Genomic DNA, 14,016 nt, shown 5'->3' with positions numbered 1-14,016 from the left:
CCTCCTCTACACCTTATTCAATACTTTGATTTTCAGATACAAAAGACATTAAAATTCTTATGAAAATTGACATTTGTCATTGAAATAAAATCCGGTAAAACCTAAATTAGGTAGTAATATTTATTAACCATTAAATCATTAGAGTTATGTCACTTGTTAAATCAAACAAACGCCGAACACCCATGTGGAGGAATCCGTTCTTGAATGATCCATTCTTTTCAGATCTAATGGATAATCGACGTTGGAATCGTTTATTCAATGGAGATGAAGATGAGTTCGATTTTAGTCCGGCAATGAACGTGAAAGAAATGGGGAAAGACATTCAGGTAGAAATGGCTGCTCCAGGCCTTTCCAAAGACGATTTCAAGATCACTCTGGATGAAGGTGTGTTGACTGTGTCTGCTGAAAAAGAACAGAAGGAAGAAGAAGAAAGAGAGGGTTTCCTTCGAAAAGAATTCAGTTACAATTCATTTTCCAGATCTATAAGGTTGCCAGAAAATGTAGATGAAAATAAAGACATTCAGGCCACTTATAAAGACGGGGTCTTGCGAATGATGCTTCATAAAAAAGAAGGCACAGAAACTAAAAAGCCGAAATCCATCAGAGTGAATTGATGAAAAAAGGAAGGGGTGAATTTTTCACCCCTTCAAATTTAAAAGACCTTTTTCATTCAATCTTTCCATTAATAAAACAGCAGTATTAATTTAATGATAAGAGTCATTGTTTCACAGGGGTTTTTCTGTTAAATTTATAAGGTAAAGGTCCAGAAAATGAGAAAAATAATTATTCCTACCGATTTTTCAGAAAATGCCTTCAATGCCCTGAAATTCGCTGCAGAACTTTTCAAATACGAGAGAAGTGATTTCTTCCTGCTTCATGCTTATGCAGACGAGGTTTATAATACCGATGGATTGCTCACCCAGGAGTTCCTGGATGAATTCAAAGAGACCACCCGCAAGAATTCTGAGACTGAACTCGAAAAAACAAAAGAAAGGATCCTGGAACTATTTCCCAATCCACGGCATAAATTCCATACCGTTGCCAGTTTTGGAATGCTCATAGATGAAGTGAACGACCTGGTAGACCGGGAAAATGCCGATATTATCGTAACCTCCACAAGAGGAAAAACAAATGATCGCAAAATGACCTTTGGCAGTAATTCCCTGCAGATCATCAAATATGTACAGTGCCCGGTCCTCAGTATTCCTGAAAAGTATGAATACAGCGATCCAAATAAGATACTTTTTCCAAGCAATTACATGCTGCCGTACCAAAAGCGAGAACTAAAACTGGCAGGCGACCTGGCAAGAGCTTTTTGTGCAGAGTTGCACATGCTGTACATTTCCAATTTCCCGCTGGACTCCTTTAGGCAAAAGGACAACCAGTTAGCCATTAAAGAGCAATTCTATGATGTGAAACAGGAGTTCCATCAGGTGGAAGAACAGGAAAAGACTGCCGCCATTTTGGAAGCCATTGAAAAACTGGATATCGATCTGTTGATCCTGGTGAATTCCCGCCACAGTTACCTGGAGAACGTATTGTACCAGTCCACACTTGATAAAATAGGTCTTCATCCAAAGATCCCGTTCTTAGTGCTGCAGAATTTTCACCGTACCTAACCTTCAATATTACCGGCCATGAAACACGTCTTACTTCCCACAGATTTTTCTGAGAACTCTTATAACGCCATAAAGTATGCTTTGCAGTTATTGAGCGAAGAAGAGTGTACCTTTCACCTTCTAAACACCTATACTCCTATCTTATATGATAATGAGTACCTGGTGTACAGCGCCACTCAACCCACCCTTACAGAGATCTACAAAAACAACTCCCTGCGCGGCCTCAACCGCATCCTGAAAAGGATAAAGAAAAACTTTCCCAATGAAAAGCATGAATTCAAAAGGATATCCTCTTTTAACATGCTCAGCGATGAGATCAAGGAGCAGGTAAAAGAGAAGGAAATAGACCTGGTGGTTATGGGCACAAAAGGCGCGACCAATGCAGATGAGATCCTCTTGGGCACCCATACCGTTCATGCCATTAAAAAGACGAAATGTCCGTTGCTGGCCATCCCGGCACATTTTGAATACCGGCCTCCAAAAGAAATACTGTTTCCTTCAGATTATGAGACAGACCTGCCTCCGCTTTTGGAGATACTACAGGAAATAGCCGCAAGAAATGCTTCAAACATTCATATTCTGCACGTCTACTTTGGACCATCACTCTCCGAGGAACAGGAAAAAAGAAAGAAAGCTTTGGGGGAATTTTTTAAAGATCAGGGACATCATTTTTACAGCATAGCCGATAAAAGCGTACCCCAGGCGATTTATGATTTCCAGGAGGATAATGAGATAGACCTGCTGGTGATGATCAATAACAAACATTCCTTCTTTGAAAACCTGCTTTTCAGGCCTGTTGTCAATGAAATAGGTTTTCATGTGAAGACTCCATTTTTGGTCATTCCATCGGGAAAAAAACGCTAGTATGAAGACCATACTCTTACCTACAGATTTTTCCGATTACTCCCGCAACGCCATCTCGTATGCCCTTCAGCTATATAAAAAAGAAGCCTGTCACTTCCAGCTGCTGCATGTTTACAAAGTTCGGGATTATGAAGAAAGCAGCCGGCTCACGCCCAAACCTGCACCGGGAGTTCTGGAAAAGGCAAGAGAAAGAATTAATATCGAACTAAAGCAGCTGGTAGAAGACCTGAAAAATAAGTCTCCTAATAAAGATCAGGGGTTCGGCTTCACTTCAGCCAATAAGCCCCTGGTACCCGCAGTGCGGGAGGCCATATTAAAATACAAAGCAGACCTTGTGGTAATTGGCACCCACGGCCATACCGGAGACACTGAGGTGGTCTACGGCAGTAATACAGTAAATCTTATGGAGGAGATCAAACGCTGCCCTATCCTGGCTATCCCCGGCCATGTACAGTTCCATTCCCTTAAGGAGATCGTTCTGGCCCACGGTTTTAAGAGCGAACTGATTCCTAAAGACCTGAATTTCCTGGTTCAGCTTTCTCAGAATTTTGACGCTCCCATTCGTATACTCCACATCATGGAAGAAGGCGGACTGAATGACCGGCAAAAAGAAAACAGAGAATGGATCCTTGAACATCTAAGGGAGCAACAAGCCGATCATTCCTTCCATTCCCTGGAGTTCCTTAACATTCCCCTGGGCATTTACGCCTTTACAGAGAGCCGTGGAAGTGATCTGATAGCCTTCATCAACAAAAAACACAGTCTGCTGGAAAATCTGTTGTTCGATCCGTTATACAAGAACCTGGCCCACTTTTCAAAAGTACCTGTTTTGATCCTACATCAACCTGATGAAAAATGAATAGCACCGACCTAAAGATCACCACAGCCTCGGGAGAGAAAGCCAGCTTTTCCCTGGAAAAGATCGGCCGCTCTCTTAAAAAATCGGGTGCAGATGAGGTTTCGATCCGCCAGATCCTCCACACAATAGAATCTGAACTGTATGAAGGAATAACCACCAGGGAAGTCTATAACAGGGCGTTCGAGCTGCTAAAGGAAAAGGATTCGGTTCTGGCTTCCCGGTATAAGCTCAAAAAGGCTATTTATGAACTGGGGCCTACAGGTTATCCTTTTGAAAAATTCGTGGGCGCCCTTCTTGCGCATACCGGATACAAGGTGGAGGTGGGAAAAGTGGTACAGGGCATCTGCGTTACCCATGAGGTTGATGTAGTTGCACAAAAAGACAAGGTCAAACTTTTTATCGAGTGTAAATTTCATAGTGAACAGGGCCGTTATTGTAACGTAAAGATCCCCCTGTATATTCATTCCAGGTTCAGGGATATTGAAAATCATTACCGGGCGAAACACGATCCCGAAGAGTTCTTTAACGAAGGCTGGGTAGTTACCAATACCCGTTTCACGAGCGATGCGGTGCAATATGCCAAATGCATAGGGCTCACACTGCTTGGATGGGATTTTCCCAAGGGCGCAGGATTAAAGGAAAGAATAGATCATGCCGGGCTTTATCCTATTACGGTTTCAACTTTACTTTCCCGAAGAGAAAAAGAGTTCCTGTTGAGCCGGGATGTGGTCCTTTGCCAGGATCTTGTGAAAGATAAATTTTTCCTAGATCACCTGGGGGTTTCAGAAACCAGGAAGAAGAAGATCCTGAAGGAGATGCGAATGTTATGTACAGTTCAAAAGAAAGATGAGTAAGACCGTCAAAATACATTTCTTTGGGGCAGCCGGTACTGTTACTGGCTCCAAATTTCTGCTGGAAACCGAAGAGATGAATATTCTTATCGACTGCGGAATGTTCCAGGGATTAAAAGAATTAAGGGAACTTAACTGGGAAGAACCGTCCTTTCCACCTGATGAGATCGACCTGGTACTGCTAACCCACGGGCACCTGGACCACAGCGGATACCTGCCACGCCTGGTTTCGAAAGGATTCACTGGCACAATAAGAGGAACAGCCCCCACTCTGGCCATTGCCGAGATCATCATGTTTGACAGTGCCAAGATACAGGAAGAAGATGCCGATCGTGCAAATGAAGAAGAATACACAAAGCACGATCCTGCCCTGCCCCTTTATACTATAGAAGATGTTGAGAAAACAACCGGTCTCTTCCACTCAGCCGAACCTGAAAGCTGGTACGAAGCTTCAGAAAATATCCGCTATCGCTTCCTGAAGAACGGGCATATCCTTGGGGCCACTTTCATTGAACTGGATATCTTCGGAAAGATCTTTGTTTTTTCGGGAGATATAGGAAGGCAGGAGGATCTGCTTTTGGAGCCCCCTTCTCACCCTGAATGGGCAGACTATCTTATCCTGGAAAGCACTTATGGAGACCGGCTGCACCCTGCGGAGGACGCGGCAGAGATCCTGGCCGGTACAATCAAAGAAACTCTTCAGAAGAAAGGAACCTTGATCATACCCAGTTTTGCCGTGGAACGGCTGCAAACATTAATGTTCCTCATCTGGAAACTTTACGATCAGAACAAGATCCCCCATCTGCCGGTCTTCATTGACAGCCCTATGGGCAACGCGGTATGGACGGTTTTTGAACGGTTTTCCTCCTGGCATAAGCTCTCCAAGACCGATCTTAGGTCAATGGAAAATTTCTTTGAAATGATCACTTCTTATAAGGATACCTGGAAAACGGTAGACGACAATAGATCAAAAGTGGTCATTGCCGGCAGCGGCATGGTCACCGGCGGCAGGGTTCTCACCTATTTGAGATATTATTTGGATAAGCCTGACACTACTGTGCTTTTAGTGGGTTTCCAGGCTGAAGGTACCCGTGGACGCCAATTGCAGGAGGGAGCACACGACATCAAAATATTCGGAAAATACTGCACCGTAAACGCGAAGATCCTCAACATAGGCAGCCTATCTGCCCATGCAGATCAACAGGGGCTGCTTGACTGGGTAAGCGGGATAAGAAATATACCCGAGGCGGTGTATTTGATACATGGAGAAAATACTGCTAGAGACGTGTTAAGGGTAAAACTGAAGGATCAAACCGGCTGGAATGTTCATTTGCCCAACCTTCAGGAAGTAGTTAAGATCACGATTGGTGAAAAAGAAAAGGATCTGTAACCAAGTCACAGATCCCTTCCCTTTGGCAATAATGCCGTGTTATTTAAGTAGAATTACTCTACAGAAGTGGTATCTACGTTGTCTTCTGCCATGATTGCAGTAGTATCCACTACTTCTTCAGCAGGAGTCTCAACCGCTTCAATAGTAGTTTCAGCAGGAGTCTCCATTACTTCTACTTCACCTTCCTGGGTAGATTCAGCAGGAGTTTCTTTACAAGAAGTAAAGGTCAATACCATTGCGATAACGGCAAAAGTCAAAAATGATCTTTTCATTTTAAATCAATTTATTAATTGTTTGAGGCGCCAAATGTATGCTATTTTCGAATTCACCAAACAAAAGGGAAAAAATATTTTTTTCCTTCTTTTATGCTGTTAATAATCTGAATATCTCTCCCTCATTTTTTGGACACGTTTGACATTTATCATTTTATTTTGACTCTAAAAAGTAGTATCTTATAACCTATAAAACAGAGGGTTATGTCAAGGTCGGCAACACGGAAATTTTCGGCAAATGAAAAGGAAATAGCACAGCTTCTGAAGGAAAACGAGGATTGGAAAAACCAGTTATCCTACACCGCTGAAGAGATACATTTCCTTGAAAAGTTCCTGAGCGCCGATATTTTTCAGAAGAACATTCTTAACCTCTACGAAAAACTGCAGCAATACGGCGGGCAACTCGAATCTTTAAGAGCAGACAACCTGCAGCTTACCATGGAAGTTCATAACAATCGATATGACATAGAAGGAATGATGGAGTGTGAAGACATTAGCTGCGAGATCTTTTATCATGATGAGCACCTCAAACTGCAGCAAAGGGTTGAATCTTTCCTGAAAAACTTCAATCAATTCAAGCTTGCGGTATTTTCCCATACAGCAGGATTATTAAGAAAAAGCAGTAAAGAACATTAAAGCATAAGGCCATGAAAAATAAAACACCCAAGTTCAGGTACATCGAGTGGAAAACACCAGATGAGATGCATTTCACTTCCTTACAATGGCAATCGGAGATCGGGTTCATCCAGGATGAACACCGCTTCTTTGAAGATATGCTAAGGGAGTATACCATGCCAATTATTGAATCACACCTGTTCTCCAGGATAAAAGAGCTCATTGACCGGTTAACCGATTCAAGGGAAAACCTTAAAAGCCTGCAGCAACAGGTGAATGAACATGCTAACCGACTTGACAGGCTCGTGGAGAATGTTGACGAGCCTAAAGAAGGCAGGCAGTACAGGCAGGAACACAAGAAGAACTTACAGGCCGTGAACGCTTACTTGAAGGAATACAAACAACTTAAAAAGGAGATCTTTGAAGCGGTTTCACAGGCCCTGAAACAACAAAAACAAAAAAGATTGCTTACATGATAATGAAGCCTGACTAAAATTCTTCATAGCACACAGAGAGTTTTAGAGCCTGCAGGTCCTTAGGGACCTGCATTTTTTTTGCTGAGGTTTGACTGGATTCTATTTTTATCGTAATATTGCAATAATACAAATCGAATTATGGGAATCACTAAAAAAGACCTTTTTACGTCGCAGCAAAATGAACTTGCCTCCCTGGCAAAGGCATTCGCTCATCCCGCAAGGATAGCCATCATCGACTATCTATTAAAGAGCGAGACCTGCATTAACGGAGACCTGGTACAGGAATTGGGGCTGGCACAAGCCACTATTAGCCAGCACCTGCGTGAGCTGCGTGATGCAGGGATCCTTAAGGGAAGTATTGAAGGTTCTTCCATTTGCTATTGCCTGGATCCAACCAGGTGGAAAGAAGTGGAATCCCAATTCAATAACTTATTTAGCCGGCTCTCAGAGCCTGCCAAAGGTGATTGTTGTTAGCTTAAAATATACCGGAAAATGAAAACATCAGAAGACATTAAACAGATCGTCAAAGACAAATACAGTCAAATAGCTGAACAGGAAAGATCTCTTAACCAGTCCTCCTGCTGTGGGGCAGGATACTCTTCAGGAGAGGTGTATAACATCATGACCGATGATTATACCGGAATGGAAGGCTACAATCAGGATGCAGATCTTGGCCTGGGCTGCGGACTTCCAACTCAATTTGCAAGGATCACGGAAGGTGATACCGTGATCGACCTGGGTTCGGGTGCAGGAAACGATTGTTTCATAGCCCGTCACGAAACAGGGGCATCAGGAAAGGTAATTGGGATAGATTTCACACCGGCTATGATCAAAAAAGCGAGATCAAATGCAGAAAAGCTGGGCTATAATAATGTGGAATTTAGAGAAGGAGACATAGATGAGATGCCTGTATCAAATGATGTTGCCGATGTGGTAGTGAGCAACTGTGTGCTGAATCTGGTGCCGGACAAGCAGAAAGTGGTACAGGAGATCTTTCGGGTTTTGAAATTCGGGGGGCATTTTACCATCTCAGACATCGTCCTGGTAGGGGAACTTCCTGAAGCCTTACAGCAGGACGCCGAAATGTATGCCGGCTGTGTTTCTGGAGCCATTCAAAAAGAGGAGTACTTAAACATTATTAAAGAATCGGGTTTTGAGAACATTGCTCTGCAAAAGGAGAAGCCAATTCATATTCCAGAAGATATTCTTAGTAAATATTTAAGTGCCGAAGATATCAAGACTTTCCAAACCGGCCAGACAGGTATCTTTAGTATTACGGTTTTTGGACAGAAACCGGGCGGACAGGCAAAAAAGCCTAAGCTGATCATGAGCGATCTAAATAACAACACCTGTGCTCCGGGTTCAGGATGTTGTTAAAAGGCGTGAAAAGCTAATATTGCTCATAGTTATAAGCCATAAAAGTTGATTTAATTTTTATGATAAGAAAAATTTATACATTTGCTATCATAAAATTCGCCCCCGAATGACAATTACGCAATTACACTATGTCCTGGCTGTTGCTGAACACCAGAACTTTACGAAAGCGGCGCAAAAGGTATTTGTAACCCAGCCCACCCTCTCAATGCAGATACAAAAGCTGGAAGACGAACTGGATGTGCTCATTTTTGACAGGAGCAAGAAACCGATCGAGCTTACCGAAACAGGAAAGAAGATCGTGCAGCAGGCCAGAAATATTGTCAATGAAAGCGATCGTATACAGGATATTGTGGACCAGCAAAAAGGTTTTGTAGGCGGTTTGTTCCGGCTGGGGATCATTCCCACCGTAATGCCTACCCTGCTTCCTATGTTTCTGAAGACATTTATTAAGAAGTACCCCAAGGTGAAACTGAAGATCGAAGAGCTTCATACAGAGGCCATCATAGAGAAACTGCAGGACGGGCACCTGGATGCCGCTATCGCCGCCACTCCGCTTGAACTGCCTTCTGTAAAGGAAGCCCCTTTATACTATGAACCTTTTGTGGGCTACATTCCCGAAGGACATCGTTTGAGCCAGAAAACCAAACTTGAGGTAGACGATCTTGACCTCGATGATATTTTATTGTTACAGGACGGACATTGCTTTAAAGAAGGTATTCTGAATCTTTGCAAGTCTACCAGAACTTCCGGAGACGATCATTTTCAATTGGAAAGCGGAAGTTTTGAGACTCTTGTAAAACTCTCCAATGAAGGCCTGGGAATGACCTTATTGCCATACCTACAGACCTTAGAGATGAGCGAGAGCGAGAAGAAGAATCTGAAAATGTTCTCTGAACCTTCCCCGGCTCGTGAGGTAAGTCTTATCTATAACAAGAGTGAACTTAAGATGCAGATCATTGAAGCCCTTCGCTCTACCATAGCAGGAGTGATAAGGGGAGCCATTACCTTTCAAAACGTAAAGATAATCAGTCCGCTCCACAAGAAATAAGCAAAGGCTAACACCAAAAAAAAAGTGGCTTTTCAGCCACTTTTTCTATTTAAAGTTTTAAGGTAAATAAATTAAACATTGATTAAGTTGTGGATTCTGCCTGATCAAAGTAAAGATAAAGACTTTTAATTCTTCGATCTCGTAAGGTAATAATCGCTGAAGTGCTTTTTTCACCTCCTTGCAGAAAAGCGTTACATCAAAACTCACTTTATTAAGCACCGTTTTGGTGTATTCATACATCGCTCTCGCCATAGTTGCTATTAAATTTTAAGAAAACTGGTTAGAAATGTAGTTATTTTCTCCAGGCTCAAACGTTTTCGTTAGACTTCCTAAAAATACAATTTTTTTACCTTTTGATGAAGAAGAAACTAATTTTAACATTGTTAAAATCGGTTGTCGCCATCCATCAGGTTGCCGAGTCCACCCAGGATACTACCTTCTCCTTTATCTTTACCTCCCCCTTGTGGAGCAGCCGCGAGAACCCTTCCTGCCAGTCGGCTAAATGGCAAAGATTGTACGAAAACGGTACCCGGTCCTGTTAGGGTTGCGTAGAACAAACCTTCGCCGCCAAAAATGCTGTTTTTGATTCCACCTACGAATTCGATATCATAATCAACTTCTTTAGTAAAACCTATGATACACCCGGTGTCCACCTTCAGTTTTTCTCCCGGCTGCAGCACTTTTTTGGCTGTCGTCCCACCTGAATGAACAAAAGCCATTCCGTCACCTTCCAGTTTCTGCATGATGAAACCTTCTCCTCCAAAGAAGCCTCTTCCCAGTTTTCTGCTGAACTCGATTCCAATAGAGACGCCTTGAGCGGCACATAGAAAAGCGTCTTTTTGACAGATGAACCTTCCGCCGTATTCACTAAGATCCAGAGCGATCACTTTTCCCGGGTAAGGGGAAGCAAAACTGATCTTCTTTTTGCCTGCTCCAAAATTGGAAAAAATCGTCATGAAAAGGCTTTCCCCGGTGAGCAGGCGTTTGCCCGCTCCCAGCACCTTTCCTAAAAAACCTTCGTTCTGTTTGGAACCGTCTCCAAAAATGGTATCCATTTTAATACCGTCTTCCATCATCATGAAGTTCCCGGCTTCGGCTATCACAGCCTCCTGCGGATCGAGCTCCAGTTCTACATACTGCATCTCTTCCCCAAAGATCTCGTAATCTATTTCGTGTGAGTTCATATCAATGATTTTTAATATATATCTGTAAAATGCACCGCAGAAATTAAAGGTTCAATTCCGCAGCAGTAGTTTTTTTATTTGCCGTTTTAGCCCTGATGGTCCATTCGAATTCAAAGACTGAGACTTCCTGCCCTTCTTCATTAAGTCCAACAGACCGCATCCAGAAGGTCTGCCCCTCCCCCGTTTCCAGGGTCTTCTCTATCGCCGAAGAGATCACAGCGCCATCTTCACAAATGAACCTGATCTTACCTGTTGCTTTCTTGGTGAACACTGCTTTGTTCTGGGCTACCAGCATCGAGATCTTCTTTCCGCTTTGCTGAATCCCGGCCATCACCAGCGCTCCCGTACTCAGTTCGGCTGCCATGGCCTGCACCGCAAAATAAAGAGAGTTGAAGGGATTCTGGTTGATCCAGCGATGCTTCACTCCCGTCACACATCTTTCTTTATCTATTTCCTTTACCCGTACCCCGCAAAACCAGGCACTGGGAAGTTTAAACATAAGAAAAGAGTTTAATTTTCGGGTAGTAATTTTCATGATCGCTTTTGATTTCCTTAAAAGTATTCATTTTCCCGAATATCCTAAAATGTTAAATTTTCATCCTCAGGATAAAAAATATAGTACTTTGTTTTGCATAATACCATTTTTAAGATATATATTTGTATTAGAAAATCATCAATCATGAAATCTGAAATTAAAAATCCTGACAAAACGGTAGCGGCTCTCATCCACCTGTCTACTTTTTCTCAATTCTTTTTCCCATTGGGAAATTTCATTTTCCCGCTTATCCTGTGGATGGCCAAAAAGGAAGATGCTTTTGTGAACGAACACGGCAAGCAGGCGCTTAACTTTCAGTTAAGCCTCTACCTCTATTCCATTTTTCTCATTATGCTGGGAGTGGCGGGCGTGATCCTGATCGGGTTAAACCTGAATTTTGAAGAGCCCTTTTACTTTAATGATCACTTCAGGGTCATCGGGAATCCGGCAGAAGCCATGCCCCTGATCATTTTTGCTCTGGTCATCATATTGTTGCTGCTAACCATGTTCGTGCTCAATATTTATGGGGTCATTTCAGCAACCATCAAAGCCAATGAGGGCGAGCTATATCAATATCCATTAACCATCAATTTCATCACTCCGGATACTTCCGGAATAAATCAATCAAAAAATGAACAGTTTACAAACACTCAAAACCAAACGCTATGAAGATTGAAAACACAAAGGCCCAAATGCGCAAAGGGGTTCTTGAGTACTGCATTCTCTCGGTACTAAAGGACAACGATGCCTATGTGGCCGAGATCCTGGATACTCTCAAAAGCGCGAAACTGCTGGTAGTTGAGGGTACCATTTACCCTTTGCTTACCCGCCTCAAAAATGCCGGGTTGCTCAACTACCGCTGGGAAGAATCTACCAGCGGACCCCCGCGAAAATATTACGGCCTTACAGAGACCGGAAAGATATTTTTAAAAGAACTCACCCATACCTGGGAAGAACTGCAAACCGCAGTAACCATCGTAACCACCCAAAATTCGAAGAATCATGAATAAGACAGTCAATATAAACCTTGCCGGCATTTTCTTTCATATTGATGAAGATGCCTATTCCAAGTTACAGCACTACCTGGAAGCCATTAAACGCTCCCTAACAGGAACCCATGGCAGGGACGAGATCATTAACGATATCGAGGCCCGTATTGCTGAACTTTTCACAGAAAAGATCAAGAACGAACGCCAGGTGATCTCCAGCCGTGAAGTTGACGAGGTGATCGCGGTTATGGGTCAGCCCGAAGATTATATGCTTGATGAGGAACTTTTCGAGGATGAACCCACTACCCGCACCAAAGGCAAAAAACTTTTCAGAGACACAGATCACGCTTACATTGGCGGTGTTTCCTCGGGTCTGGGCCATTACCTGGGTATCAACCCTATATGGCTGCGTCTTGCATGGGTACTGCTCACCATTTTCTCGACCGGTGCTTTCATTCTTATCTATATCGCTCTTTGGATTTTCGTTCCCGAAGCAAAAACCACTGCCGATAAACTCGCCATGCGGGGGGAGCCGGTAACCATCAGCAATATAGAAAGGAAGATCCGGGAGGGTTTTGATGATGTTTCCGGAAAAATGAAGGACATCAACTATGAAAAGTACGGGTATAAAGCGCGTTCCGGAGCCAGTTCTGCGGCTACCGCCCTGGGCGACGGCATCATGTTCCTGCTCAACCTGTTCGTTAAGTTCATAGGTATCCTGTTGCTTCTTATAGCCGGAACAACTTTGATAGGACTTTTCATCGGACTGTTCTCTATAGGCACCTTCGGAATAATTGAAGCTCCTTGGACAGAATATGTTGAAATAGTAGGCCCCGGGGCCGACAGCATCTGGATCATTTCTCTACTGGCATTTTTTGCCATAGGTATCCCTTTCTTTTTCCTCTTTGTATTGGGACTGAAGATCCTGGTGAAAAAGCTGAAATCCATCGGAAGAACCGCTAAACTGGTTTTACTCGGACTTTGGATCATCTCTGTAATGGGTCTTATTTTCTTCGGAATACAACAGGCTACAGAAAGAGCCCATGACGGGGAAGTGGTGATCACAGAAGCTCTTCCGGTAAAAGCAAATGATACGCTATACCTGAGCATGAAAGGAGATCCCGAACTGAATTCAACTCCTTATAAGAGCGGAAATTTCAATTTTTCTAATATCAGCGGGAGAGATGTGATCTGGTCGCAGGACATCAGGTTAATTGTGCGTTCCACGCAGGATTCCGTAGGACGACTTGAAATAAGAAAGTCGGCTGAAGGCAAGACCAGGGAGGAAGCCATGGCCCGGGCCGAAAAGATCAATTACTCCACCTCTTTTTCCAACAACAGGCTTGAACTGGGAGGACAATTGACCACGGCACCTGAAAATAAGTACCGTGACCAGGAGGTGCAGGTAACCGTTTTTCTTCCGGTCGGATCTGTTCTTTACGCTTCTGATAATACCTATAGCTTTCACCGGAATTCTGACTGGTATGAAGATGTGCTTCAGAATGGAGACGAGGAACAATTCCTTCTCATTACCAGGAACGGCACAGAATGCCTGGATTGTCCCGAAGAAGAGGAAGATCCATGGGGTGATTCCGAAGATAACTGGGGTGAAGATGAAGAAGACGGAGAGGTCAAAGCCCGTCTTGATGTTGACGGAGAAGAATATAATGTACAGATCAACAGGAAAGGTGTAAAGGTGAAGGACGAGAACAACAGGGAAGTCCTCAACATAAAATCTCAATCAAAGAGTTAATCTCAAAAAATGCAGATCATGAGCATTCTTTATGAAATTCTAATTGCCAGTCTCTTCAGCCTGCTTCTTTCTCCCCAGGAGGAATTAAAGAAGCCTGATGAGGAAAAGGTGAAAACCGAACAGCTCACAGAACAGTCTCCCAAAGACTGTAAGACCGAACAAAACATCTAAAAAAAAGCAGCCC

Annotated in this window: 19 protein-coding genes; 15 read left to right on the top strand and 4 right to left on the bottom strand. The window is 43.3% G+C overall.

What is annotated here, in order from left to right:
• The first annotated feature begins 146 nt into the window (after nt 1-146).
• The 6 genes from BLS64_RS08845 (at nt 147) to BLS64_RS08820 (ending at nt 5,583) form a co-directional block, all read left to right on the top strand.
• Nucleotides 147-614, top strand: coding sequence for an Hsp20/alpha crystallin family protein (locus BLS64_RS08845; RefSeq protein ID WP_093113158.1), 468 nt, complete (start codon nt 147-149; stop codon nt 612-614).
• Between the two features lie 156 nt (nt 615-770).
• Nucleotides 771-1,619, top strand: a complete 849-nt coding sequence (locus tag BLS64_RS08840; RefSeq protein ID WP_093113157.1) for a universal stress protein — start codon at nt 771-773, stop codon at nt 1,617-1,619.
• Between the two features lie 18 nt (nt 1,620-1,637).
• Nucleotides 1,638-2,483 (top strand): universal stress protein, encoded by an 846-nt coding sequence (locus BLS64_RS08835; protein WP_093113156.1) that lies wholly within the window; start codon nt 1,638-1,640, stop codon nt 2,481-2,483.
• A 1-nt stretch (nt 2,484) separates the two neighbouring features.
• Nucleotides 2,485-3,342, top strand: coding sequence for a universal stress protein (locus tag BLS64_RS08830; RefSeq protein ID WP_093113155.1), 858 nt, complete (start codon nt 2,485-2,487; stop codon nt 3,340-3,342).
• Nucleotides 3,339-4,196: a restriction endonuclease gene (locus BLS64_RS08825; protein WP_093113154.1), complete on the top strand. Its 858-nt coding sequence runs from the start codon at nt 3,339-3,341 to the stop codon at nt 4,194-4,196. Before BLS64_RS08830 ends, BLS64_RS08825 begins: the two co-directional genes overlap by 4 nt.
• Entirely contained in the window at nt 4,189-5,583 is a 1,395-nt protein-coding gene (locus BLS64_RS08820) for an MBL fold metallo-hydrolase RNA specificity domain-containing protein (protein WP_093113153.1), read from the top strand. The genes BLS64_RS08825 and BLS64_RS08820 overlap by 8 nt, the downstream gene beginning before the upstream one ends.
• Before the next feature lie 53 nt (nt 5,584-5,636).
• Here the strand turns inward: BLS64_RS08820 and BLS64_RS08815 are convergent, their stop codons facing one another.
• Nucleotides 5,637-5,855: a hypothetical protein gene (locus BLS64_RS08815; RefSeq protein WP_093113152.1), complete on the bottom strand. Its 219-nt coding sequence runs from the start codon at nt 5,853-5,855 to the stop codon at nt 5,637-5,639.
• 204 nt (nt 5,856-6,059) lie between these two features.
• Between BLS64_RS08815 and BLS64_RS08810 the strand changes: the two genes are divergently transcribed.
• The 5 genes from BLS64_RS08810 to BLS64_RS08790 all read left to right on the top strand — a co-directional run bounded on the left by BLS64_RS08810 (nt 6,060) and on the right by BLS64_RS08790 (nt 9,371).
• Nucleotides 6,060-6,491 (top strand): hypothetical protein, encoded by a 432-nt coding sequence (locus tag BLS64_RS08810; RefSeq protein WP_093113151.1) that lies wholly within the window; start codon nt 6,060-6,062, stop codon nt 6,489-6,491.
• 11 nt (nt 6,492-6,502) lie between these two features.
• Entirely contained in the window at nt 6,503-6,946 is a 444-nt protein-coding gene (locus BLS64_RS08805; protein ID WP_093113150.1) for a hypothetical protein, read from the top strand.
• A gap of 138 nt (nt 6,947-7,084) precedes the next feature.
• Nucleotides 7,085-7,420: an ArsR/SmtB family transcription factor gene (locus BLS64_RS08800; RefSeq protein WP_093113149.1), complete on the top strand. Its 336-nt coding sequence runs from the start codon at nt 7,085-7,087 to the stop codon at nt 7,418-7,420.
• 18 nt (nt 7,421-7,438) lie between these two features.
• Nucleotides 7,439-8,323: an arsenite methyltransferase gene (locus BLS64_RS08795; protein ID WP_093113148.1), complete on the top strand. Its 885-nt coding sequence runs from the start codon at nt 7,439-7,441 to the stop codon at nt 8,321-8,323.
• Nucleotides 8,324-8,429: 106 nt separating this feature from the next.
• Entirely contained in the window at nt 8,430-9,371 is a 942-nt protein-coding gene (locus BLS64_RS08790; RefSeq protein WP_093113147.1) for a LysR family transcriptional regulator, read from the top strand.
• A gap of 57 nt (nt 9,372-9,428) precedes the next feature.
• Here BLS64_RS08790 and BLS64_RS08785 read toward each other — a convergent pair whose 3' ends face one another.
• The 3 genes from BLS64_RS08785 to BLS64_RS08775 form a co-directional block, all read right to left on the bottom strand.
• A complete protein-coding gene (locus BLS64_RS08785; RefSeq protein ID WP_093113146.1) occupies nt 9,429-9,623 on the bottom strand; it encodes a hypothetical protein in 195 nt (64 codons plus the stop codon).
• A gap of 131 nt (nt 9,624-9,754) precedes the next feature.
• Nucleotides 9,755-10,555 carry a TIGR00266 family protein gene (locus tag BLS64_RS08780; RefSeq protein ID WP_093113145.1) on the bottom strand — a complete coding sequence of 267 codons (801 nt, stop codon included), beginning with the start codon at nt 10,553-10,555 and terminating at the stop codon, nt 9,755-9,757.
• A gap of 43 nt (nt 10,556-10,598) precedes the next feature.
• Nucleotides 10,599-11,090: a DUF4442 domain-containing protein gene (locus BLS64_RS08775; protein WP_093113144.1), complete on the bottom strand. Its 492-nt coding sequence runs from the start codon at nt 11,088-11,090 to the stop codon at nt 10,599-10,601.
• Between the two features lie 144 nt (nt 11,091-11,234).
• Between BLS64_RS08775 and BLS64_RS08770 the strand changes: the two genes are divergently transcribed.
• Genes BLS64_RS08770 through BLS64_RS15205 form a run of 4 tightly spaced genes read left to right on the top strand, consistent with a single transcriptional unit; the run spans nt 11,235 to nt 14,003 of the window.
• Entirely contained in the window at nt 11,235-11,759 is a 525-nt protein-coding gene (locus BLS64_RS08770) for a DUF4870 domain-containing protein (RefSeq protein ID WP_093113143.1), read from the top strand.
• A complete protein-coding gene (locus BLS64_RS08765; RefSeq protein ID WP_093113142.1) occupies nt 11,756-12,100 on the top strand; it encodes a PadR family transcriptional regulator in 345 nt (114 codons plus the stop codon). The genes BLS64_RS08770 and BLS64_RS08765 overlap by 4 nt, the downstream gene beginning before the upstream one ends.
• A complete protein-coding gene (locus BLS64_RS08760) occupies nt 12,093-13,832 on the top strand; it encodes a PspC domain-containing protein (RefSeq protein ID WP_093113141.1) in 1,740 nt (579 codons plus the stop codon). Before BLS64_RS08765 ends, BLS64_RS08760 begins: the two co-directional genes overlap by 8 nt.
• Before the next feature lie 18 nt (nt 13,833-13,850).
• Nucleotides 13,851-14,003, top strand: coding sequence for a hypothetical protein (locus tag BLS64_RS15205; protein ID WP_176763455.1), 153 nt, complete (start codon nt 13,851-13,853; stop codon nt 14,001-14,003).
• Nucleotides 14,004-14,016 lie beyond the last annotated feature (13 nt).

This window comes from Salinimicrobium catena, assembly GCF_900102915.1.
GTDB lineage: Bacteria > Bacteroidota > Bacteroidia > Flavobacteriales > Flavobacteriaceae > Salinimicrobium > Salinimicrobium catena.
This window is presented reverse-complemented; position numbering and strand designations above follow the sequence as displayed.